Annotated in this window: 22 protein-coding genes; all 22 read right to left on the reverse strand. The window is 29.8% G+C overall.

Going from position 1 to position 25,118, the window contains the following annotated elements:
• Positions 1–9 precede the first annotated feature (9 nt).
• Complete coding sequence (locus EII29_RS00455; RefSeq protein ID WP_125235575.1) at positions 10–1,275, reverse strand: AraC family transcriptional regulator; 1,266 nt, start codon at positions 1,273–1,275, stop codon at positions 10–12.
• A 50-nt stretch (positions 1,276–1,325) separates the two neighbouring features.
• On the reverse strand, positions 1,326–2,723 hold the full coding sequence (locus EII29_RS00460) for a YfcC family protein (protein WP_125235576.1): 1,398 nt from the start codon (positions 2,721–2,723) through the stop codon (positions 1,326–1,328).
• A gap of 19 nt (positions 2,724–2,742) precedes the next feature.
• Positions 2,743–3,678: a carbamate kinase gene (arcC, locus tag EII29_RS00465; RefSeq protein WP_125235577.1), complete on the reverse strand. Its 936-nt coding sequence runs from the start codon at positions 3,676–3,678 to the stop codon at positions 2,743–2,745.
• A complete protein-coding gene (gene argF, locus EII29_RS00470) occupies positions 3,678–4,670 on the reverse strand; it encodes an ornithine carbamoyltransferase (protein WP_125235578.1) in 993 nt (330 codons plus the stop codon). The genes arcC and argF overlap by 1 nt, the downstream gene beginning before the upstream one ends.
• Before the next feature lie 119 nt (positions 4,671–4,789).
• On the reverse strand, positions 4,790–6,004 hold the full coding sequence (gene arcA, locus EII29_RS00475) for an arginine deiminase (protein ID WP_125235579.1): 1,215 nt from the start codon (positions 6,002–6,004) through the stop codon (positions 4,790–4,792).
• Between the two features lie 420 nt (positions 6,005–6,424).
• Positions 6,425–7,522: a metal ABC transporter permease gene (locus tag EII29_RS00480; RefSeq protein WP_125235580.1), complete on the reverse strand. Its 1,098-nt coding sequence runs from the start codon at positions 7,520–7,522 to the stop codon at positions 6,425–6,427.
• Positions 7,519–8,466, reverse strand: coding sequence for a metal ABC transporter permease (locus EII29_RS00485; protein WP_125235581.1), 948 nt, complete (start codon positions 8,464–8,466; stop codon positions 7,519–7,521). Before EII29_RS00485 ends, EII29_RS00480 begins: the two co-directional genes overlap by 4 nt.
• A 2-nt stretch (positions 8,467–8,468) precedes the next feature.
• Positions 8,469–9,218: a metal ABC transporter ATP-binding protein gene (locus EII29_RS00490; protein WP_125235582.1), complete on the reverse strand. Its 750-nt coding sequence runs from the start codon at positions 9,216–9,218 to the stop codon at positions 8,469–8,471.
• Between the two features lie 162 nt (positions 9,219–9,380).
• Positions 9,381–10,325, reverse strand: a complete 945-nt coding sequence (locus EII29_RS00495; protein ID WP_199726002.1) for a metal ABC transporter solute-binding protein, Zn/Mn family — start codon at positions 10,323–10,325, stop codon at positions 9,381–9,383.
• A gap of 13 nt (positions 10,326–10,338) precedes the next feature.
• Complete coding sequence (locus EII29_RS00500; protein WP_125235584.1) at positions 10,339–11,004, reverse strand: metal-dependent transcriptional regulator; 666 nt, start codon at positions 11,002–11,004, stop codon at positions 10,339–10,341.
• A gap of 590 nt (positions 11,005–11,594) precedes the next feature.
• Entirely contained in the window at positions 11,595–12,509 is a 915-nt protein-coding gene (locus EII29_RS00505) for a DUF1385 domain-containing protein (RefSeq protein WP_125235585.1), read from the reverse strand.
• Positions 12,510–12,537: 28 nt separating this feature from the next.
• The gene (gene disA, locus EII29_RS00510) at positions 12,538–13,608 is read right to left on the reverse strand and encodes a DNA integrity scanning diadenylate cyclase DisA (protein ID WP_125235586.1); all 1,071 of its coding nucleotides are present in this window, start codon (positions 13,606–13,608) and stop codon (positions 12,538–12,540) included.
• 2 nt (positions 13,609–13,610) lie between these two features.
• Entirely contained in the window at positions 13,611–14,975 is a 1,365-nt protein-coding gene (gene radA, locus EII29_RS00515; RefSeq protein ID WP_125235587.1) for a DNA repair protein RadA, read from the reverse strand.
• A gap of 50 nt (positions 14,976–15,025) precedes the next feature.
• Positions 15,026–15,565, reverse strand: a complete 540-nt coding sequence (gene coaD / locus EII29_RS00520) for a pantetheine-phosphate adenylyltransferase (RefSeq protein ID WP_125235588.1) — start codon at positions 15,563–15,565, stop codon at positions 15,026–15,028.
• A gap of 32 nt (positions 15,566–15,597) precedes the next feature.
• Positions 15,598–16,305 (reverse strand): ribonuclease III, encoded by a 708-nt coding sequence (gene rnc / locus EII29_RS00525; protein ID WP_125235589.1) that lies wholly within the window; start codon positions 16,303–16,305, stop codon positions 15,598–15,600.
• An 85-nt stretch (positions 16,306–16,390) separates the two neighbouring features.
• Entirely contained in the window at positions 16,391–17,626 is a 1,236-nt protein-coding gene (gene fabF / locus EII29_RS00530) for a beta-ketoacyl-ACP synthase II (RefSeq protein WP_125235590.1), read from the reverse strand.
• A 131-nt stretch (positions 17,627–17,757) separates the two neighbouring features.
• Positions 17,758–17,979, reverse strand: coding sequence for an acyl carrier protein (locus EII29_RS00535; protein ID WP_125235591.1), 222 nt, complete (start codon positions 17,977–17,979; stop codon positions 17,758–17,760).
• A gap of 725 nt (positions 17,980–18,704) precedes the next feature.
• The gene (locus EII29_RS00540; protein ID WP_125235592.1) at positions 18,705–19,094 is read right to left on the reverse strand and encodes a hypothetical protein; all 390 of its coding nucleotides are present in this window, start codon (positions 19,092–19,094) and stop codon (positions 18,705–18,707) included.
• A 648-nt stretch (positions 19,095–19,742) separates the two neighbouring features.
• Positions 19,743–21,398: a hydroxylamine reductase gene (gene hcp, locus EII29_RS00545; protein ID WP_125235593.1), complete on the reverse strand. Its 1,656-nt coding sequence runs from the start codon at positions 21,396–21,398 to the stop codon at positions 19,743–19,745.
• 386 nt (positions 21,399–21,784) lie between these two features.
• Positions 21,785–24,229 carry an alpha-amylase family glycosyl hydrolase gene (locus EII29_RS00550; RefSeq protein WP_125235594.1) on the reverse strand — a complete coding sequence of 815 codons (2,445 nt, stop codon included), beginning with the start codon at positions 24,227–24,229 and terminating at the stop codon, positions 21,785–21,787.
• Positions 24,226–24,765, reverse strand: coding sequence for a ComF family protein (locus EII29_RS00555; protein ID WP_233573207.1), 540 nt, complete (start codon positions 24,763–24,765; stop codon positions 24,226–24,228). Before EII29_RS00555 ends, EII29_RS00550 begins: the two co-directional genes overlap by 4 nt.
• Positions 24,766–24,916: 151 nt before the next feature.
• A complete protein-coding gene (locus EII29_RS00560) occupies positions 24,917–25,117 on the reverse strand; it encodes a zinc ribbon domain-containing protein (protein ID WP_125235595.1) in 201 nt (66 codons plus the stop codon).
• Position 25,118: the final 1 nt, after the last annotated feature.

Genomic DNA, 25,118 nt, shown 5'->3' on the forward strand with positions numbered 1-25,118 from the left:
ATTTATAATTTAAACACCTATTTTCACATTTTTCCTTAAATCCGTAGGTGTTATATTTTTTAACTTAAAAAAATTATTATTAAATGTTTTAACGGTATTATATCCTAATTCAAAAGAAATATCAATTATGCTTTTATCAGTTGTTAGAAGTAGTTCACAAGCCTTATCTATTCTTAAAGTATTTAAAAATTCAATAAATCTTTTTCCTGAATATGACATTAAAATTTTATTTAATTTAGTATCGGTAATATTGAATTTATCTGTCAAATCACTAATAGTCAGTTCCTTTGTATAATTTTTATAAATATAATTTACTATACTGTAAACAAGTTCCTGTTCTTTTTCATTAAATATTTGATATATATTTTTATAATGTTCTCTATAGGCATTCGGATTCATTTTTAAGTATTTATTACATAGCTTTGATATGTGAGCACCATCTACAAAACCTACTAAATATGCTATTTCTTCAATATTCAAATCAGTATACACAATCAAATCCAGTGCTTTTGAAATTCTCATATGCCTTAACAATTCATTAAAAGTAAATCCTGTTACTCCTTCCAAATATCTTGTAATAGACGACTCACTCATAAAAAACATTACTGACAGTTTGTTTAATGTAAGCTTTTCATTTAGGTGTGCATAAATATATTTAATTATATTATTTGTTGTCACTTCTTTTTTTTTTAGCTCTTCCTTATTTTCAGAAACTGCTTTTTTGGCTATCATTATTATTAGTTCAGTTAGTTTATTCGTCACATAAACCGTACTTAAATCGAAGTCATTTTCTTCTTTCGATTTATCCCTTTCAGGAAATGTATCAAAATCCGAAAATGACTCCATTCCTATTTCATCTTTTATCTGAAAAAATATGTTTTTTACTGTTTCAGATTCAGTTTCATTAAAATAAACAATCGGAACTTTTTTTATCAGTGAAAAAATATGAGTCCTATTTTTCTTATATTTATTCAATACATTTAATATTAAATTACTAAAAACAGAATTATATGATACCTTCATTATTCTCAGTATTTTCTTTATTTCAGTTATTTCCATTATTTCCCACGGAAAAACTGCCAACAGTGTATTAGGAACAATATCATATTCCCTGTCATATATTTTCACTTTTCCAATACCATCACTGAAAAACAGTAATTTTGATGCACTGTGTATCGTCGGTTTGACAGGAGTTTCAATATATTCAATATTAAAAGAATATAATTTATAATGTTTATAATTCTTCTGATACTGTAAATCCAATTCGTTAATCATGAAACTTCCTCACCTAATAATTTATTTTATTCTTTCTGTTTATTTTATACCTATCTGATAATCATCATTGCAATAGTTAATATTACTATATCCATAACAAATATTATTGCTATAAGTTTTCCTACAAATTTTATCCAAGTTCCGTACTGCATCTTACCTATTGCAAGTCCTCCCATAACGACTCCCGATGTAGGTGTGATTAAGTTAATAATTCCTGAAGCCGCGCTGAATATTAATACCATAACTTCAGCACTGTAACCTAAAGCTGATGTCAAAGGTCCTAATACAGGGAATGCTACTGAAGCCAGTCCCGATGTTGACGGTATCAGGAATGACAGCACTAAAAAGAGCAGATACGACATAGGAGCAAATATGAAAGCCGGTAATCCTTTTAAGGCTGCTGAAGCCGTATTAAGTATAAATGCATCAAATTTTGTTGCTGCCATTAACACTGAAGCCCCTCTTGCTACTGCAATTATAAGCACTACACTCAGTATATCTTTTACTCCTTCCATAAAGGAGTCTATTATTTCCGTTTCTTTAAATCCATTAACTATCCCTATTATAACTGCGGATAGTAAAAACCACATAGACAACTCCGCAAAATACCATTCTCCCAAAGAAGTTCCTGTCAGGAAACTTGTCCATCCTTTAAATACGGTTATTCCAAAACTTTCCCATGGAATTAATGAAATAACCATTATAAGAAATGTCAAAGAAAACAATATTAATGTAACTCTTGTTTTTCCCGTAAATTCTATATTATCAAAATTTGCATGTCCGAAACTTTCCTGCATATCTTTCTGTTCCTGTAATGATAAAATTGTTGACCCTTTTTCAGCTTTCACTTTTTTTGCATAACTTAAAACATAGAAAATGGCGGCACCCAAAGCTGATAACCATAATACTGCTCCAAGCATTATTACTATACCGCTGTTATATTGTATTCCTTTTTCTTTCAGAGCATCAAGAGCAACTCCTATTGCAAAAGGATTGACAGTTGAACCTAAAACTCCCACTCCTGCACCGAGCATTATTGTTGCAACTCCCACAGTACTATCAAATCCCGCTGCAACCATTGTGGAACAAATTAATACATAAAATGCCACAGTTTCTTCTGCCATTCCATATGTAGTTCCTCCAATTGAGAATAAAATCATCAGTATGACAATCAGAACAAGTTCATTTCCTTTAAGTTTTTTTACAAGTGCACCTATTCCTGCATCTAATGCTCCTGTTTTTGTGACCACTCCTAAAAATCCTCCGAGTAGCAATATGAATATACATACGTCTATCGCTTCTTTAAATCCGTTAAATGGTGCCATTACTACTGTCGATAATGATGCATTTTCAACCTGAGGAAAAAACCAAGTTAAAATTGCCAATCCGAATATTATTAGAAATAAAATTGAGAATGCGGACAATTGTATACCTTTTTTCTTAGCCATATTATTCTCCCACTTTCATTTAAAATTTAATAACCGTCCCCGTATTTCCTACTAACGCTGAACCGGCATTCTGCAATGAAGTAATGATAGCCTGTCCTTCTCTATTGTTTTCCACATATTCCATGCAAGCTTCTATTTTAGGCAACATGCTTCCTTTAGCAAAATGACCTTCATCAATATACTTTTTAATTTCTTCGATATTTAAAACATCTAATTCTTTCTGATCAGGTTTATTATAGTTAATGTAAACTTTATCAACGGCAGTCAGTATAACAAGCATATCAGCTTTTAAATCTGCGGCAAGTTTGGAACTTGACTTATCCTTATCTATAACTGCATCTACACCTCTATAATGTCCATTTTCCTCTACTACAGGTATTCCTCCTCCTCCTACAGTAATTACAACAGTTCCTTTATCTACAAGTGCTTCCACTTCTTCAATTTCAACTATTCTTTTAGGTGACGGTGAAGGGACAACTCTTCTATATCCTCTTCCTGCATCTTCTACAAATGTAAATCCTTTTTCTGAAGCTATTTTATCAGCTTCTTCCTTACTGTAAAACATTCCTATAGGTTTTGTAGGATTTGTAAATGCAGGATCTTTTTCATCTACAACTACCTGTGTCACAAGAGATACTACACCTTTTTTTATATTCTGGGCATTAAGTTCTTCTCTTATTGCCTGCTGAAGATGATATCCTATATATCCCTGACTCATTGCTCCGCACTCTGCAAAAGGCATATATGGAGTTTTTACTTCTCCGTTTGCAGCATAATCCATTGCCAAATTTATCATTCCCACTTGAGGACCGTTTCCATGACCTATTACAACTTCAAATCCCTCTTTAATCATGTCAACTATTGATTTAGCCGTATTCTTTACAAGTTTCAGCTGTTCTTCAGGACTATTTCCTAAAGCATTCCCTCCAAGTGCAACTACTATTCTTTTCACCATTATTTCAACGTAGCATACATTACCGCTTTAATTGTATGCATCCTATTTTCAGCTTGGTCGAAAACTTTTGACTGAGGGCTTTCAAAAACTTCGTCTGTAACTTCCATTTCAGGTAAACCGAATTTATCATTTATTTCTTTTCCTATAGTTGTTTTTAAATCATGGAACGAAGGCAAGCAGTGGAGGAAAATAGCAGTATCCTTTGCATAGCTCATCGCTTCTTTATTTACCTGGAATTTTTTCAATTCCTTAATTCTCTGTTCCCATACCTCTTCAGGCTCTCCCATTGATACCCATATATCCGTATAAATAACATCGGCATTTGTACATGCTTCCTTTACATCTTCGGTAAATCTTATTATACTTCCGCTTGCCTTAGCAAGTTCTTCAGCTTTTTCAATTAATTCCTGAGCAGGTTTCAAATCTTTAGGACCACATGCAGTAAAATTCAATCCCATTTTTGCACATGCTATTAAAAGAGAGTTACCCATATTGTTTCTTGTATCTCCCATATATACAAAGTTGATTCCTTTTAAATATCCGAAATTTTCTTCGATTGTCAGTAAATCTGCAAGCATCTGAGTAGGATGAAACTCATTTGTAAGTCCATTCCATACAGGTACTCCTGCATTTGCTGCAAGTTCTTCAACTATAGTTTGGTCAAATCCTCTGTATTCAATTCCGTCATACATTCTTCCCAAAACACGTGCTGTATCTTCAATACTTTCTTTTTTTCCCATCTGAGAACTTCCCGGATCAAGATAAGTAACTCCCATTCCTAAGTCCATTCCTGCAACTTCAAAAGCACATCTTGTACGTGTAGATGTCTTTTCAAACAAAAGGACTATATTTTTTCCTTCTAAATATCTGTGAGGTGTCCCTGTCAACTTTAATTCTTTAAAGTTTTTTGACAAATCAAGCAGATATCTGATGTCGCAACTTGTAAAATCCAATAATTTCAAATAATTTCTTCCGCTTAAATTTTTTGGCATTGAAACCATCCTTTCTATATTTTAAAGTATTTTCAGCTGGCAAAATCTGTTAAACTGTTGATTAACCAGTAGCTGTCTTAATATATTATAACACATAATTCCTATTTTGGTACTAATTTTTAATCTTCTCTTACTAAAGGCATACTCATACATCTTGGTCCTCCACGTCCTCTTGACAGTTCCGCACTCGGCATTTCAAGAACTTTCAAGCCTGCCTGTCTAAGAAGTTCGTTCGTTACGTCATTTCTTTCATAAACAACTATAACTCCCGGAGCTATACATAATGTATTTGAACCGTCATTCCACTGTTCTCTTTCAGCTGCAATTCTGTCTTCTCCGCCGCATTTTATCAACTTAACATCAGGAACTTCCAGATATTTTTCGAGTATTGACTTCAAAGTTCCTGTCAGAAGTTTTACCTCTATATTATCTCCGTTCTTTTTTATCTCATGGACTTCTAAAGGTCCCATAATATTTGGATGTATAGTAAACTTATCATAATCTATTTGTGTAAACACAGTGTCTAAATGCATAAACGCTCTTGTTTCAGGTATTTTGAATGCAAGTACGGTATTTATTGAAGAATCATTTGCCGCAAAAATGTTTTTTGCTATCTGATCTATTGCTGCAGCTTGAGTACGTTGAGAAATTCCAATTGCAAGTACCTTATCATTTAAATTAAGAATATCTCCACCTTCAATATGAAACTGATTATCCCTTTCATAAAAATAAGGAACTTTTCCCTTGTATTCAGGATGATGTTTGAAAATGTAATCTGCATAAATAGTTTCCCTGTTTCTTGTTATGGAATACATTCTATTTAGACTTACACCGTTTCCGATTGAAGCGAAAGGATCACGTGTGAAATAAAGATTTGGCATAGGATCCAAAATCAGTTCACTATCATCATTTAATCTTGAAATTAGCGAATCAGAAGTCAAATTAAGCTCTCCGTATTTTACTCCTTCCATAGTTTTCAATATTAATTCCTTATTATCACTATATGAATCGAAAAGTTTCATTAAAGCTTCCCTATATTCAGGTACAAGTACCCCTCCTTCAGTAATAAACTGCTCGAGAAATTGTTTCTTTAAATCAGGACATTGTCCTATTGTTTCTGCCGCTAAATCTTCAAGATAAACGACTTCAACTCCGTTTTCTTTAAGAATTTTTGCAAAAGTATCGTGTTCAGCTTGTGCAACTTTTAGGAAAGGTATATCATCAAATAAAAGTCTTTCCAATGTGTCCGGAGTCAAATTCAACAATTCTTTTCCGGGTCTGTGTAATAAAACTTTTTTTAACGGTTTTATTTCACTTTTTACATTAATTGCCATTTTGTCTACCTCCTGTAAAAATTTTAAATTTTAAATTTAACAAAAGATAATATAATTTATTATCTTTGTAATTTACACTATAATTATATTTCAAAAATAAAAATTATAGGGAAATTTTTCTTTTATTTTTTTGTATAATTAATATTTTTATTTTTTATGAATACTTATTATTATTTTAATATTATACTTATCTACTACAATTTTTAATTTTCAAAATATTAATTATACTTGAATTTACTCTTATCATACAATTTTTTCCTAATCAGTATAATCAGCATTTTTCAGAAATTTTTGAATGTGTAAAAAATAATTTTATGTCAAAAAAATTTAAAATCCGTTTCTTAATGAAAAATAATTTTTAATTTTTCATTTTGAAACGGATTAAATGTTCAAAATATTAATATATTATAGTTTCTTAACTTATAGTTTTTGTTTTAAAAATTCTTTTCCCTTATCTGTTATTTTAAAAATTCTGTTATCTATATATATCAATTTTAATTCTTTAGCTTTTTCAAGAATTTTGTTATAAAACTTTTTTTCCCATCTTAAATGATACTCCATTGTGTCAAGTCCGCATTCATCTTTTTCTTCAGGTGTACCACTATGATTAAATATATGAATTAATAACATTTTTACTGAAAATTCTATTTTTTGATTTTTCTTCCGATAAAATGTAAAAATCAATCCTTTTTTAGGAGAAACTGTCAGTACAATAATGAAAATCACTCCTATTACTACCGAAATCATCCCTGCTATTGAAACATCCCATTTTACAGCGAGAAAATATCCAATTACACTTGATACTGAGCCTAAAATTATGCTTAAAAACAGCATTATCTTAAGATTACTTGTAATTAAATAAGCAGTTATCGGCGGTCCTATCATAAAAGCTACTACCAGTATGGATCCTACAGCTTCAAAAGATGCTACTGAAGTTACTGATACCAGTGACATAAGCATGTAGTGAATTAATACAGGTTTCATCCCTAGAGTTGCTGCAAGTGCCTTATCAAAAGTAGATATTTTTAACTCTTTGAAAAAAATTATTACAAATAAGAAATTTACTACAAATACGGTAAAAGTTATAATTAAACCTTTAGCTATCGTAAAACCAAAAATTTCTACCGTATTAAATGGAGCAAAGGCAAGCTCTCCTAATAATACGGAATCTACATCGAGATGAATATTTGAAGCATATTTTGATATAAGTATCACAGCTATACTGAACAAAAGAGGAAATACTACTCCGATTGCGGAATCTTCTTTTACAAGTCTTGTAGAATGCAAAAGTTCCACTAAATATACTGTTAAAACCCCTACTATCCCTGCACCTAATATCAAGAAAGGTGAGCTTAAATCATGAACTATGAAAAATGCAATTACAATACCGAGTAAAATTGTATGAGTTATTGCATCAGAAACCATTGCCATATTTTTCAAAACCAGAAATGCACCTAAAATAGAACACGAAGAAGCTACCATTATTGCAATTAGCTGTATTACCAATCCTGCACTCATAATTCCAGCCCCCTTTGCACATTGGTCTGTTTTATTTTCTTATTTTTAAGCTGTTCTTTAAATATTTTTTTTCTTCTCTTATTCATAACAATCCGGAATATAATTCCTCTTTTGGGAGAAAAAAGAATGCTTAATATTACTATTATACTTATAACTACTACTATAACGGGACCTGTTGGAAGATCAGACTGAGTCATACTTATAAGAGTTCCTGTCAATCCTGCCAATCCCCCAAATATCCCTGATAGAATAATCATTATTGATAATTTATCCGTCCATTGTCTTGCCGCCACTCCCGGAGAAATAATCATAGCACTTATCAGTATTACTCCTGCTGCCTGAATTCCTATTATTACCGTAACTACAAGTAAGACAGAAATAAAAATTTCAATTTTTCTACTTGGAAACCCTAACGTTTTTGCAAAATCAGGATCAAAAACCACTATTTTAAATTCTTTCCATAATAGAATAATTATAATTAAGAGTATCACTCCTGTATACAACATCAATTTTACATCACGTTCGACAAATGTAGAAGCCTGTCCAAAAATAAACTTGTTTAATCCTGATTTATTAGCTCCCGGTAACTTGTTCAAATATGAAAGAAAAACAAGACCCAAACCGAAAAATACAGATAAAATAAAGGCTAATGCACTATCAAATTTTATTTTAGTATTATTCTGAATAATCTGTATAAGCCCGATACAGATCATACCTACTACTAAAGCTCCTAAAAGAAGAATTTCAGTATTCTTTACTTGAGTGATAATAAAGGCAATACAGACTCCGGGCAATGAAGCATGAGAAACTGCATCTCCTAACAGACTTTGTTTTCTCAAAACTGCAAAACAACCTAATATACCTGAAACAGAGCCTAAAAGCATACAGCCCATAGCAACCGTTCTGAATGTATGTTCACTTATAAGGAGATGTATTATATTCACATTTAAACCTCCTTTTCGGATAAAAACTTACTTTTATAAGTTTTCTCTATATTTTCAGAAGTAAAGACTTCATCTACATGACCTGAAGCTATAACGGAAACATTTATGAAAGTTACATAATCAAAGTAGTTTTTTACTGTCTGTAAATCATGATGTACTACTATTACAGTTTTTCCGTCATCTCTTAATTTTTTAAGTATACTCACTATTGACTTCTCAGTTTTACTGTCAACTCCTTGAAAAGGTTCATCCATAAAATATATATCCGCATCCTGAACTAACGCCCTTGCCAAAAATACTCTTTGCTGCTGGCCTCCTGATAATTGGCTTATCTGCCTGTTTTTATACTCCTCCATTTCAACTTTCAAAATCGCCTCTTCTGTTTTTTTTCTATCTATTTTACCTACTCTTTTCAGCCATCCAACTTTACCGTATCTTCCCATTTCCACCACATCAAAAACTGTTGTAGGAAAATCCCAATCGACACTTCCTCTTTGAGGTACATAAGCAATTCTATTCCTTACTTTATTATATTTTTCTCCATAAAAGAATATTTCACCTGTTGCAGGTTTTATTAAATCAAGCATTGCTTTTATTAAAGTAGATTTTCCCGCTCCGTTAGGTCCGACTATTGCCATTAGCACACCTTTTCTAACTTCCAGTTCAATATCCCATAAAACCGGTTTTTCTTCATATGCTACTGTCAAATCTTCCACTTTAATAACTGCTTCTTTTAAATTATTTTCAGACATTTTTCCTCCTGTTCCAAACTTATGTAAAAATTGAGATTTCACGTCATATAAATTTACAACAAAACATTTAAAATTATTTAACTGCTTTGTAAAAACATTGATTTTCTTATTTTAAATTTTTTTTATTATATCTCATCAATTTTTTGAATTTAAATTAAAATTTTATTTCAAGGCATTTGCTATTGTATCTGCGTTTGCTTTTACAGTTTTGATATATGTCTCAGTTCCATGAGCTTCATCTCCTAATGAATCTGAATACAACTCTCCTCCTATTTTTACTTCTTTTCCTTTAGATTTTACAGCTTCCTGTAAAGCTTCTATACTTTTCTTAGGTACTGAAGATTCAATAAATATTGCTTTTATATTATTTTCAACTATAAAATTTGCTAAATCAGTAATATTTTTGCTTCCTGTTTCAGAATCTGTAGAAACACCCTGTATAGCTCTAACTTCCAATCCGAACTGTCTTGCAAAATATCCGAATGCATCATGGGCAGTTACAAGAACCCTACTTTTTTCAGGAATTTCATTTATTTTTTCTTTTACATAATTTGCCAATTCAACTAATTCCCCTTTATATTTCTCAAGATTTTCTTTATAATATGTACTATTTGACGGATCATTTTTACTTAATTCAGCTTCAACAGCTTCAGCTTGTTTTGCCCATAATTCCGTATCAAACCATACATGAGGGTCAGCAGTATTTTCATCTTCAAGCATAATTTTATTTTTATCTAAAGCATCTCCAACATTTAAAACTTTTTTATTCTGGGATGACAATTTTTCAAATATTTCAATCATTTTACCTTCCAAATGTAACCCCCCATATACTACAATATCAGCATTTGAAAGCTTATCTATATCTCCTGCACTTGCAGCATATAAATGAGGATCTACTCCTTCTCCCATTAGCCCTGTGACTTCGACTTTATCTCCTCCTATAGTTTTTATAAGATCTACAAGCATTGTTGTTGTTGTTGTAACCTTTATTTTTTTATCCGTTGTAGCAGCACTCATATTTTCTTTAGCTTCTTCTTTTTTTCCGCATGAAAATACTGCAAGTACTGTTATTATTGATATAATTAAAAATTTGAAAATATTTTTTATATTTTTATTCATTCTACATATCCTCCGTATCTTTATTTTTTCTATAAACCTCTATCATGCCTGCCGCATTATAAGCCACCACTTTTATACTTTTTTCCTTACTGTTCAAGTATATCGGTCCTTTAAAAGGATCTTTTCTCTGAACTGTATAAGTTTCTTTAATTCCTATATTCAATTCTTTAAGATAATCATATAGCTCAATATTGTCTTCTACACTTAATATAATTACTTCATCATCTTCTTCCGCTTCTGAAAGCTTAATTATATTTTCTTCATCAAATTTTTTAATACCATAGAAAATAGGACTCCCATGTGGACATTCTTTTGGATAAAAGAGAAATTTTTCAAGTTTTTTAAGAAGTCTTTCACTTGTTACATGTTCCAGAATTTCTGCTTCAGTATGTACTTCATCCTTACTATATCCCAGTTTTTCAAATAGAAAAACTTCCCATACTCTATGCTTTCTTATAATATTCAAAGCAAATTTGTTACCTTTCTCTGTCAACTTTATATTTTTCCCTGATACTGTCAAATATGCATCATTTGCCAGTTTTTTTATCATTTCGCTTACTGAAGCCGGAGAAATATTCAGGTATTCTGCAAGATTTTTGTTTGAATATTGTTTTTTCTTTTTCAGTGTATATATTCCTTTTAAATAGTCCTCTATACTTCTACTCATTTCATCTCCTTTCTTAGTTTTTCCTAACCATAAAATTAGGCTAGCCTAATTTATATTATATAGAATATCACTATATTTTTTTATTGTCAAGAGAAAAATGGAATTTTTAATATTTTTTTCATGAGGACTTGTTATTCCTTCATATTACTATTATCAACTATAATTTTTTTAATTCTTAAAAATATCCATTACAGTTTAGAAATCTAAAAACTTATTTTTACTTAAAAAGATTTTTTCCTGATTGACATAATGTATTTTTTGGAAAATTTTAAAAATCCGATACATAAAACTAAAAGTAAAGTCAAAATCTAACATTCAAATTATAAAGGAAAATATAAAAACAGGCATTTAAAAAAATTACTGTTTAAGCAAAGTAAATTTGTGTTTCTTTATGAAGTAAAGTATTTTTGAGGCAAAATAATTTGAGTTGAAAAGTTTTTAAGTACAACATTTTTTTGCAAAAATGCTTGTAGAAATTTACTTAGTTTAAAAAAAAATTATGAGGAATAACAATCCCTCATAAAAAAACAATTATGTAATTATTTTTTATCAATTCTATTTTATAAAAAAAATTGATTTTTTCTTAGTTTTTATTCAAAAACTTCAGTAGCATTTGTTACTTCTTTTCCTAAAGCGACATTTAATGCTACGATAGCAACTTCAAGTTGACTTTCATCAGGTTCACTTGTAGTAATTTTCTGAAGCCACATTCCGGGTATTGCAACTATTTTTGCAATCCCGTTATCTAAATGATAGCTTGTCCATCTTTGAAGTTCATATGAAATTCCTGCAACTACAGGAACAAAAAGAACTCTCGTCATCAACTTATAAATAAGAAAAACCAACATTCCACTATTTTCTCTTGTTATTCCGAATATGAGATCCACTACTGAAAATACGAGTATACTTATAAACATTACAAGTAACAAAAAACTTGTTCCGCATCTCGGGTGAAATCTCGTACATGCCTTTGCATTTTTAGGTGTAAGTTCCTTACCTTCTTCATAATTTATTATACTTTTATGTTCTGCTCCGTGATATTCAAATACTCTTTTTATATCTTTAAAAAAAGAAATCCCCCATATATATCCTAAAAACAGGATAAGTTTAACGGCAGCTTCAGTAAGATTTGCCAATATTGTCTTTTCTTTGAACAATAATCCCCCTATATACGAAGGCAAAACCATAAATATAGCGATTCCAAGCAATATTGAAGTTGCTACAGTAAAAGTTACCTGTTTATCTGTCATCTGCTCTTCTTCCAATCCTGCCTGATTTGATGCAAATATAAGTTCCTTAGTTCCCACAACCATTGCATCAAACAATGCAAAAACTCCTCTTATAAAAGGAATTTTAAACCATTTCCCGTTTTTCTCGGTTAATTCAATTTTTTTGTAAACTATACTTCCGTCGTGTTTTCTTACTGCTGTTGCTATAGCTTTAGGACCTCTCATCATTACTCCTTCAACTACCGCTTGACCTCCGACTGTTATTTTTTCTTCCATTTTATCTTCCCTTCTGTTTTAATATTGATTAATATCTATCAAGCATCACTTTATTTTTTATTCTTGTAAGTGCTTTATTTATATGTTCAGCTTTTAATTTGCTTATTCCTTTTATTTGAGTCATTTCTTCGACAGTAGCTATTAAAATAGCCTGTATTTCTTCAAATTCTCCTACTAAAAGTTCTATATCTTTTTTTGTTACTTTATTTATTGTCCCAAGAATTCTGTATCCTCTTGATGTTATTATTTCATCAAAACTTATATTTTTTAAGTTGAAACCAAGTATATTTGCTATGTTTTCATCTTCAAGTAATTCTTCTTTATTTAACATTCTGATATTTTCCACTACTTTTTCGACTTTTTCATCATTTTTTTTGTAATCTTTTATTAAATCATTGAATTCCTCATTTTGATTAAGCATTATTTCCTGATATTGTATTTTAACAAGTCTACCTTCTGTCCCAAGTTCTGATATGTATTCCACAAGTTCATCGGACATTCTGAAAAGCAATCCATACATTCTTATCACTTCCACAATATCATATAAAGTCACCATATTGTCAAATTCAGATACCGTGAGATTTATAAGATTTCTACTTATTGCTACTGCATATTTTTCCAATGCCATTATAGCTTGAGAAGACTTTACAAGTAAATCACCTATATCGTGTAATGTATATCTAAAATCTCCTTTATATATAGTAATTTTATTTCTTCTTTCTGAGACTGTAATGACCAGATTTCCTGTTTGTTTAGCTACTCTTTCGGCGGATTGGTGTCTTGTGCCGCTTTCATCGGTCTTTATATTTGAGTTAGGTTGAAGTTGAATATTTGCTCCATATATTGTCTTTATATCTTCAGATAATATAATTCCACCGTCCATTTTTGACAATTCATATAATTTCTGGGGAGTGTAAGATGTATTCAGTTTAAATCCTCCTCTCATTATTCCTGCAAGATCAGCGGAGTCTCCCAGTACTACTATTGCACCTAAAGAAGCCTCCTGTATTCTGTCTATTGCAAGCCTTAACGGTGTTCCCGGTGCAAGTATTGAAAATACATATTCAAGTATTTTCTTTTTTGTTTCCTTTTTTTTCATATTTATTTCACCCTTTCAACCAACTCATTAATATTACTGATATAATTCAGTTTAATTTTTGTTTTTTCTTTTTCCATATCCGCTTTATTACTTTTAGGAAGATAAACTCCCGTAAAACCTAATTTTTCAAGTTCATTTATTCTATTTTTTATAAATGATACTTTTCTTACTTCACCTCTTAGTCCTAATTCACCTATAGCAGCTATTTTCTGACTTACAGGTATTTTATTTATTGAAGACAGGAGAGAAAATACTACTGCCAAATCGGAACTTCTGTCTTTGAGTTCTATTCCTCCCGGAATATTAATGTAAATATCTCTGGAATTGACATCAATATTTAAAGCACTTGACAATACCGCACTCAAAATTTCTACTCTATTTTTATCATAACCTTCCACCGTTCTCTTGGGCATTCCGAAGTTCGGTATACTCAAAAGTGACTGTATTTCAAAAAGAAATACTCTGCTTCCCTCAAATATGGGTGCAATTATACTTCCTATATTTTTTTCTTCTCTATCACTTATAAAAAATTCCGAAGGATTTTTTACTTCACTTATTCCATTTTCTTTCATATCAAAAATTGATATTTCATTTGTCGAACCGTATCTATTTTTTATAGAACGTATTATTCTATAATAACTGCTTTCTTCCCCTTCAATCTGAAGTACAGCATCCACCATATGTTCAAGAAGTTTTGGACCTGCAAGCTTCCCATCTTTTGTTATATGACCTACTATATAAAAAGATATTTCATTTTTTTTAGCAATTTCTATTAGCTTTAATGTCGTTTCTCTAATTTGTGTAACGCTTCCCGGAATTGAATTTACATTTTCAGAATAAAGTGTCTGTATGGAATCTATTACTACTACTTTCGGTTTATTTTTCAGTATTTCATTTTCTATTTTTTCAATATTTGTATTATTCAAAATATATAAATTTCCACTGTTTACATTTATTCTTTCAGCTCTCTGTTTTATCTGTCTTGGCGATTCTTCACCTGAAACATAAAATACATTCCCTATTTTTGAATATTCTTCTGATAACTGTAGCAAAAATGTAGACTTCCCTATTCCCGGACTTCCGGTTATAAGAACTACTTCGCCTTTTATAAGTCCTCCTCCCAGTACCCTGTCAAATTCTTCATACCGAGTTAGCATTCTAAATTCTTTTTCTATTTCTATTTCAGAAATTTTACTTATGGACACTTCAGCTGACTGAATATTTTTAAATGTCTTTTTTATATCTATTTCTTCTTCAAATGTCCCCCATGAATCACAATTTGGACATTTTCCAAGCCATTTTTGAGATGTGTAGCCACATTCTGAACATATATATTTAGTTTTTGTATTTGTTCTGGATATTGCCATGATTCAGATTTTCCCCCTTAATTTCTTTTTTGCTCCTAATTTATAATATATTATATTTTATAATCTTTTAAATTTTCATTAGATAGAACTTGTAACTCCATTTGTTTTACTTTTTCAATAAGTTTTTTTTCCACATTTTCAGGAACAAAAGTTTTTAAATCTCCATGATTTTGTGCAATTTCTTTTACAAGACTGGAACTTAAATATAAATATCTTCTCGGAGCACTTAAAAATATTGTTTCAAATTCACTTTTAGCAAGAGTTTTATTTGTTAAGGTAAACTGCAGTTCATATTCATAGTCTGAAAGTGCTCTCAATCCTCTTACAAGTATATTAACTTTCTCTTCATATATAAAATCTACGAGCAAGCCGTTAAATATTTTTATTTCCGCATCAATTTTTTCTTTTTTAAGAACTTCTTTTATCATTTCAACTTTTTCATCATCTGAAAACCATGCTTTTGTTTTAGAGGAATTTTTAAAAATTCCTATTATCAATCTGTCAAATAAATTCGATGAACGTTTTATTATATCCACATGTCCATTTGTTATAGGATCAAAGCTTCCGGGATATAGAGCCGTTTTAGTCATATTTTATTATAATCTCCTGTTTTTATTATCTGTTATGTGATTTTTCCATTTTTTTCAATAAATTCCAATGCTTCCTTTGCTGCTTTCTTTTCAGCTTCTTTTTTGCTTTTCCCTTTTCCTATTCCTATTATTCTGCTGTTAAGTTTCACAGAAACTTCAAATAATTTATTATGGTCAGGTCCCTTTGTATTTACAAGTTCGTATTCGGGCATTTTTTTATATTTCCCTTGAAATATTTCTTGCAATACTGTTTTATAATCCTTTGTTTCTTCTATTTTTTCCAAATTATTAATTTTATCCTGTAAAAATCCGAGAGCAATTTTTTTTGCAGTATAGTAGTCCGAATCGCGGAAAATAGCACCGACTAAAGCTTCAAAAGCATCTCCTAAAATAGATTTTCTGCTTCTTCCGCCTGAAGCGGCTTCTCCGTTACTCAAATATAAATAATCTCCCAAACCTATTTCTCCTGCAATAGCTGAAAATACAGGTTCACTTATTATCTGACTTTTAAGTTTTGCCAATTCTCCTTCTTTTTTACCTATTCCCGACTCATAAACATATTCAGTTGTTATTAAATTCAGAACCGCATCGCCTAAAAATTCCAATTTTTCATTATCAAAGTTTCTATATTTTTCATTTTCATTGGAAAAGGAACGATGAGTCAAAGCTTCTTCTAAATACTTTTCATTTTTAAATTTATAATTTATTTTTTCCATTAATTCTTCAATATTTTTAACCATTATGATAAAACTCCTTTATAAACTCATATTTCAGAAAATCCGGAACAATCTGAATACCCCGGATTTTCATTATTATATTTAATTTTTATCCTTTGTATTTTCTGAAAGCCAGAACTGCATTATGTCCGCCAAACCCTAAAGAATTTGAAAGTCCTGCTTCTATTTCCCTTTTTTCCGATTTATTCGGAACATAATATAAATCACAAAGCGAATCAGGATTATCATAATTTATTGTAGGAGGTAAAACACCTTCACTTATTGCCAATGCCAAAAATGCAGCTTCCACTCCCCCGGCACCCCCGAGCAAATGTCCCGTAGCACCTTTTGTAGAACTTACCGCTAATTTATAAGCATGATCTCCAAAAACAGATTTTATTGCTTGAGTTTCATTTTTATCATTTGCGGGTGTGGAAGTCCCATGAGCATTTATATATCCTACTTCTTCAAGTTTTATATTTCCTTGCTCCAAAGCCATTTTTATAGCTCTTGCAGCCCCTTCTCCACCATCTGACGGTGCAGTCATATGAAAAGCATCTCCTGTTTCTCCATACCCTACTATTTCAGCATATATTTTAGCTCCTCTTTTCTTTGCATGTTCCAATTCTTCCAATATAAGTATTCCCGCACCTTCACCTAATACAAAACCATCCCTGTCTGCAGTAAATGGTCTCGAAGCTTTTTTAGGGTCAGGATTTGTAGACAAAGCCTTTAAATTCCCAAAACCTGCTATTCCACTTGGAGTAACTGTTCCTTCAGTTCCTCCGGCTATCATAACATCTGCTTTTCCAAGGAGTATAGTTTGGAAAGCATCTCCTATGGAATTTGTTCCCGAAGCACATGCCGTAACCACGGATTTGTTAGGTCCTTTTGCTCCCAAATATATTGAAGCATTTCCCGAAGCCATATTGGAAATTGCTGCCGGTATATAAAAAGGAGATACTTTCTTAGGCCCTTTTTCAATAAGTTTACCTATTTCCTGCTCTATTATTTCCAGTCCTCCAATTCCCGAACCAATAATCATCCCTACTCTTTCAGCATTTTCAGGTGTTATCTGAAAACCTGAATCTTCTAATGCTTCTTTTGAAGCAGCTATTGCAAATTGAGAAAATCTTCCCATTTTTTTCAATTCTTTTTTTTCAATATAATCTTCAGGATTGAAATCATTAACTTCTCCCGCAATATGTACAGGATATTCTGAAGTATCGAAAGCAGTAATTTTATCTATCCCGCATTCTCCATCAAGTAATCTTTTCCATGTTTTGTCTTTTCCTGTCCCCAACGGAGTTATAAGACCTATCCCCGTTATAACTACTCTTTTCATTTATACACCTCACCAATTGATTTTAATTTTTTTATATTCAATATTTATATTATACTAATTTTTTTACATTTTTTCAAATAATTTTCAATAAAAATAGGGGGTAAGTCTCCCCCAACATTCTGAATTATTTATTATTTTGATTCGATATACTCAATTACATCCTTAACTGTTTTAATTTTTTGTGCATCTTCATCAGGTATTTCAATATCAAATTCTTCTTCAAATGCCATAATCAATTCAACAGTATCCAAAGAGTCAGCCCCTAAATCATCAATAAACGATGCATCTTCAGTTACTTGATCCTCATCTACTCCTAATTGTTCTACTACTATTGATTTTATTTTATCCAGCATTACATGCCACCTCCATTTTTTATTTTCAAATAATTATATCAAAAGAATTGGAAAAAATCAATACTTTTTAAATTACTTATGTTATATATTTTGATAACTTGAATATAAGGGTAAATAACTTTATTTTACTTTTTTTAATCTATTCATAATTATCACTCATAAAATTATAATATTTTTATTTTTCAATTAATTCTCTTATTTTTGCTATTTTCAATTATTATAAGTAAAGACCGCTTTTACAATTTTTTTGCGGATAAATTATCAAATCACTATATTAAAGAGAGAAGATTATTTCTGTTTCTTTAAAATGATTCCGTCAATTCAATTTTAAATTATAACATATTGACAGGTTTTCTTCTGTTATCCTCTCTTTTATTTGAATTGTTATTCTTTCTATTTTTTACTGATCTCTTAGGATTATTTTTATTATTCTATCAATGTAATAACATTTAATTATCCCATTAATATTTTTTAGTTTCCATCTTGCATTTCGTTCCAATTTTATTCTACAGAAACTCATTTTGTACTGAGTTTTATACATCTTTATTAAAATATCAATTATAATTTTTATTTCCACCTGTTCAAATTCATTAGTTTAATCAGTTCTTGTCCGTTTAATTCTGCTATAAATATTCTTCTTTTACTCTAATTTTTAATATAACTTATTTTGATACTTTATTTTATATCTTTAAAATTATTTTTCGGACAAGCTGAAAGACTTCAGTTTAAGTTTCATCTATATATATTTCTACTCTTAGATACTCTTTATTTTTTACATAAGAAAAAACTTTTGAATTTCTAACATAGTTAAATATATTTTCATTTAAATCTTCATCCCATATTACTTCTTTAAATATTTTATTTTCACTTGTAACAGGATAAAAAATATCCACATGAATTTGATAATATTCTCCAACATCATTTGGAAGTTGTCTAACTAATGAAATTTGGAATAGTGATTCATTATTATAAGAAAATATTCCTGTTTCAAATAATATTAAATCTTCTTCACTGTCAACAGATATGCTGCACATTTTCTCAAAAACATTTACAATTCCTTCAATTGACATTTTATCAGTGATATTATTTTGTAGAAATTTTATTAAATTATCCATTATTTCCTCCATTTAATTTAATATACTTTAATAAATATAATTTTAACTTTTCTAATGATAAATCATAAAATAATATATTAACATTTCTAATTTTTTCATATTTTTTTAAATGAGCACAATATAATAGAAATCTTAATCCAATTCAACAATATTATTTTAAATATTCTCTTTTGTAAAGGCAATAACAAAAAAATTAAATATTATTATTGTCTTCATTATTTTAATAAAATTATATCTTATTTGAAAGAAAAAATCAATTTTCAAAAAAATACTGTTTATTATTATTTTTCTTTATTATTTAAGACTTTTATTAAATTTTTCTAAATATTTTTATTTAAAATTTTTTACCTGAAATCATATAAAAATAGACTGTTATAATAACTAAAAATTACCTAAATACAGAATCTTACAATTTCCAGTTAAAATAGAACTGAAAATAATATAATTGTGAAAAAATAAAATAAGATAAGAAATATTAAAAAAGCCGTCTAATAAGCAGAAAATATTTTTCAAACTATAAGCAATATATTTCAAATAAATATAAACTATTAATTTCATCAATTTATAGAATACATTTTTGTATAAAAACATATAAAACTTATAGATTAATATACTATTTCCGCTTTATTTAAGACGACTTCAAATTATTTATGCAAAAAAAATCTTCAGATCATTTTCAACATTTGTTATTCCGCTTAATCCAAACTGTTCATTTAACAGCTTTGCCACATTAGGAGAAACAAAAGCCGGTAATGTAGGCCCTATATGTATATTCTTTATTCCCAGATAAAGTAAGGCAAGTAATACTATTACAGCTTTCTGTTCGTACCATGCGATGTTAAATTCTATCGGCAACTCATTTATATCATTTAAATTAAATATTTCTTTCAGTTTAAGTGCCACAACAGCCCATGAATATGAATCATTACATTGTCCTGCATCAAGAACTCTCGGAATTCCGTTTATATCCCCCAGTTTTAATTTATTATATCTAAACTTTGCACAGCCTGACGTAAGTATTACCGCATCTTTAGGAAGCTTTTCAGCAAATTCAGTATAATAAGCTCTGCTTGTCATTCTTGCATCACAACCGCTCATTACTATAAATTTTTTTATTGCTCCTGTTTTCACTGCTTCCACTATTTTATCAGCCAGTGCAAATACCTGTCCATGTGCAAATCCTCCCGTAATTTTTCCCGTTTCAATTTCTGTAGGTGGATTACAACTTTTAGCCAGTTTTATAACTTCACTATAGTCTGTTTTTCCGTTCTTCCCTATTTTCAATTTTTTCCATCCGGGATACCCTGCGGCATTTAATGTAAATATTCTTTCATTATATGTAGAGTCGGACTTTGGAGGAACAATACAGTTTGTCGTAAATACTACGGGACCGTTAAAAGTTTCAAATTCCTTTACTTGATGATACCATGCGTTTCCATAATTTCCTACTAAATGTTTATATTTTTTCAATTCAGGATAATAATGTGCAGGAAGCATTTCTGAATGAGTATATACATCTATTCCCGTTCCTTCAGTCTGTTCAAGGAGTTCTTTTATATCTTTCAAATCATGTCCTGAAATTAATATTCCCGGATTTTTTCCTACTCCTATATTTACTTCAGTCATTTCAGGAGTTCCGTAAGCCGATGTGTTGGCTTTATCTAAAAGTTCCATTACTTTTACTCCGTTTTCCCCTGTTTCAAATACCATTTCCGTTAATTTTTCAGCTGTTATACCGTTATCAGAAGTTGCAAGCAGTGCTTTTTCATAAAAATCATAAATATCATTACTTGTCATTCCGAGATTAAAAGCATGAAATCCGTAAGCCGCCATTCCTTTCAGTCCATAAAGTATTATTTCTCTCAAGGATCTCACATCTTCATTTTCACTTCTTAAAACTCCGACTTTCTTTGCAATTTCTTCAATATTTTCTATTCCTGTATATTCAAAAGTTGTCATAAAACTGCCTTCAAACTTTGGATCTAAAAAAATATTCTCCTTTTCAAGCTCATTCTTCAGAAAATTTCTTAAATCTGTTCCCTCTTTTATTGCTTCAATAATTTCTTTTCCGTCAAAGTTTGCATTCGTTATTGTTATAAACAATGCTCTAAATAAATATTCATCAACTTTTTTGTATCTTTTCCCATTTTTTCTTAACTGACTTGAATAATTAGCTACAGCTTTTACAACAAATACAAGAATATCCTGTAAATTTGAAACTTCATCAGTTTTCCCGCATATACCTTTGACAGTACAGCCTATATTTTTCGCAGCTTCCTGACATTGAAAACAAAACATACTCATTTTACTACCTCCAAAAAATTATTTTATATTAATATTTTATGAACATATATTTTTTACTTTTCCACAGTTATGTATATTCATAGTTTATATTAATTTTGTAATGTTTTTATTTACATCATTATAAAATATTTTTTGAAAAAAAAATGTAATCTGTGTTACAGTAATTATAAAAATATTTTTCTTAATTTTTACTTCTTAGCTTTATATTTCTTATAAATTCTCAATTTAAAAATTTCCTTAAATAAACATAATATTTTCCGTAAGATTTTATATGTTTATAAGGAAATTTTCTTATCTTTTATTCTATATATTTTTTTATTTTTATATTTCGAATTTTACTTAATTTATATTTACTTTAACATGTCCTGAATATAGACATTATATCTTTATTTAAAAGAATCAAGTATATTCGTATCTTTACTATGAAGTATTTTTACTTCATAAGGTTTCACAATTATATTTATTTTTTTATCCGCAATTGAGTACTTTTCCTTCTTAAGCAATTGGTTGGTATAAAAACCGAAAAGCTTCGGAACTTGTAAACTCAAGGGATAAGATTCTCCACTATTATTCATTATTACTATAATTGAATCTTTTTTATTGGAAATCTCATAAGTTATAAAATCAACATTGGGAACTTTAGGAATAATGTCTTTTCCCTGATAAATTTTCGCTTTCCTCTTTTCTTCATTAAGATATTGTGCCATTTCATTATCTATACGTATTTTTGTCTTAGGGTCATTATAAACTTCTAAAATTCTGAATTTCCCGTTTTTAAAAAGTTCTCTGTAGTCTTTCCTAATCTTCAGTAAAGTTTTATAATATGCCTCAATATCATTATTTATAGCTACAGGATAGGAAATTGTCTTTTCAACTTCATTTATTTGTACATTTTCAGGAAGACTCCTCAATCTGTTCGTATATTTACTTATATCATCAGTTTCATTTTCATACGGCATATAATCTTCCCAAAGCATAGGTTTTCTATTTCGTGGAGAATCCGCTCCCCACATACCCTTTTCATCACCGTAATATATAACAGGGGTTGCAGGTAACATCATCTGTACAGCTATTATTTTTTTAAATTTACTTATTGCATTTACATCATATAAATCAGGTCTTATATTCAGATATTCTTGATTTGACTGGTTATTCCTGTCAAATACTCTGTCAGGATTAATTACTCCGCTATATATTCTGTCAGTATCTACTGAATCTACAAAAATCTGTGTTGCATTAAATCTTTCATTTGAATATTTATTGTATATTTCATTCAATTTAGTGGCAAATTCCACACTTCCTATTTTGTAGTTTGGATTTATATTTACGGTATATTTTATAAGATCATTTACTATATTATAGTCTTCTCCGCTGTCATAAACTCCTGAAGATATATCCTCTCCGAACTTTTTAGTAAATTCACCTGAAATAAGTATGTCTTTCTTATATTTTTTCAGTGTTTCCGTTATACTGACAAGATAATTTTTATTTTTATCGTCATAATAAACATATCTTATCCCGTCAATACCGTCGTCATCTGAGTAGTTTTTAAATGTTTCATCAGGTCCGAGTACCCATTTTTTCAATGAATTTTCTATATAATTTCTTACATCTTTATTGGATAAATTCAACCTCAAGTCATTTTCATCCAAATACCAGTTTTTATAACGTGAATCCATTCTTGCAAAAAACCTTCTTGAAGTAATATCAGGTGCTATTTCCAATATAACTTTGAGTCCTTTTTTATGAGCTTCCTTTATTAAACTTGCCAGTTCCAGATCCGAATCTGTCCATACCCATGTTTTTGTATCCAACATATTTTCACCAAGAAGATTTTTTCCTGTTTTATTGTTATATATGAGTAAATTTAGTTCCTTATCTCCGTTTTTATTGTGTACTTTAGCTTTAACATCAAGCCCCTTCTCTGTTCCTGTCTGTTCAAGATACCCGAAATAAGGATCTACATGATTGAAATATATTGTATCATACTTGTGATTTGACAATGAATAAAGAGGCGAAGATAAAATCAGGTACTCCACTCCCAAATCTTTAAGATAATCCAATTTTTCCTTTATTCCTTGTAAATCTCCTCCGTAATATCTGGAATAATTTTTTACTTCATTTAAGGCATTTTCTTCCCATACATTTTTTGTTTCGTAATTCCCGTTCCATTCATTTACGGTAAATTCCGAATTATATGTTCCTGAGCCCCACATTGCAGCAACTAAATCTTTCTTTTGTGTTCCGGAGCGTATCTTTCCCGTAGGTGCTTTAAAGTCATCCGTTCCAAATTCATTAAATATAGGATCATTGTCCACGTTTCCGTTTCTAAATGAATCTATATATATTTGATATCCGACTGAACCTCTGGACCATTCGGGAATATTAGTCAATTTATCTGATTTTTTATAATGAAATTTCTGTACGGAATTTTCTGAAGTGGAAATATTTTTCCCATAAAAATATTTTACTTTACCATCTATCAACTTAAAGTAATAATCCGTTTCAATGTTAGGAATTTCAGCAACAAATATTTCTTTTCCTCCATAATTTCCTATACTTTTCATTGTTTTTCCTTTGCCGCCATATATAACTTGTGCAGAATAAATATCGTTATTTTTAGTTTCAAGTATTATCCGTACTTTCTCTCCTTCATCCACTCTGTATTCGGTTTTCTCATCATGATAGAGAGAATCCGTATCTATATAGTTATCATCTCTCTGACTGTATTTTGTAATATTTTCAGTTGACTGATTTCCTTCAGAAAATGAAATTATTCTTCCTGTCATTATAAGTAATAGTACTATCTTTTTCATTCTTAACAAATTCATATTTCTCCCTTATTTATTTTAATTTCTCTTGCAGCTGCAAGGCAAAAAACTGAAATTATCGTTTCTCCAGATGATTTTTTCTCCTTACCGTCTGCTGCTTCTAAAATACTCTTTTTTATTTCTCTCAATGTGGATCCTGTTGTTATAATATCATCAACTATTAATATTCTTTTATTTTTAAAATCAACATTTTTATTTACAGAAAAGCTTCCTTTTATGTTTTTTATACGTAATTCTTCATTTAGTAATTTATGCATCTTTTCAGTATTTCTTACACGTTTTAACTGGATATATCGGATATTTAGACATTTCAATATTTCATCTACCTGATTATATCCACGTTCACTTTTTCTTTTTTTATTTATAGGTACACTTACTATCAGATCTATCCTTTCCCTTTGAAGAATAAATCTGAACTCTTCATTTATGAGTCGTGCAATTAATTCCGCCAGTTTCTTTTTTCTTTTATATTTATATGAAAAAATCATTTTTTTAAAATCATCGTTATAATCCCATATGTAATATATATTATTCAACTGTCTTAACTTTTTTAATTGTAAAAGTCTATTTTCTGTTTTTTTTGATACAATTCCGTACTCAGCTAACTCCTCCCCAGAAATTACATCTTTATTTTTAAAGAATAGACTTTTAAAATTGTAAATAATCTTACAGAAATCAAATTTTATATCAGTAGTTTTTAACAGGTTTTTTAACTTTTTCAATTACTTTTGCCGAGTACATTTCAGTATAACCGCAGTTTTGACATATTTTTAAATAAAAAGTATCAAGTGATATTTTTGCTTCTCCAAGCTTTTTTGTAGGTATAGCCATTGTTTTTATTTCACAGCTTGTTGAGCCGCATTTCAGACATTTTTCATTATTTTTCATT

It is taken from the genome of Leptotrichia sp. OH3620_COT-345 (genome assembly GCF_003932895.1).
GTDB lineage: Bacteria > Fusobacteriota > Fusobacteriia > Fusobacteriales > Leptotrichiaceae > Pseudoleptotrichia.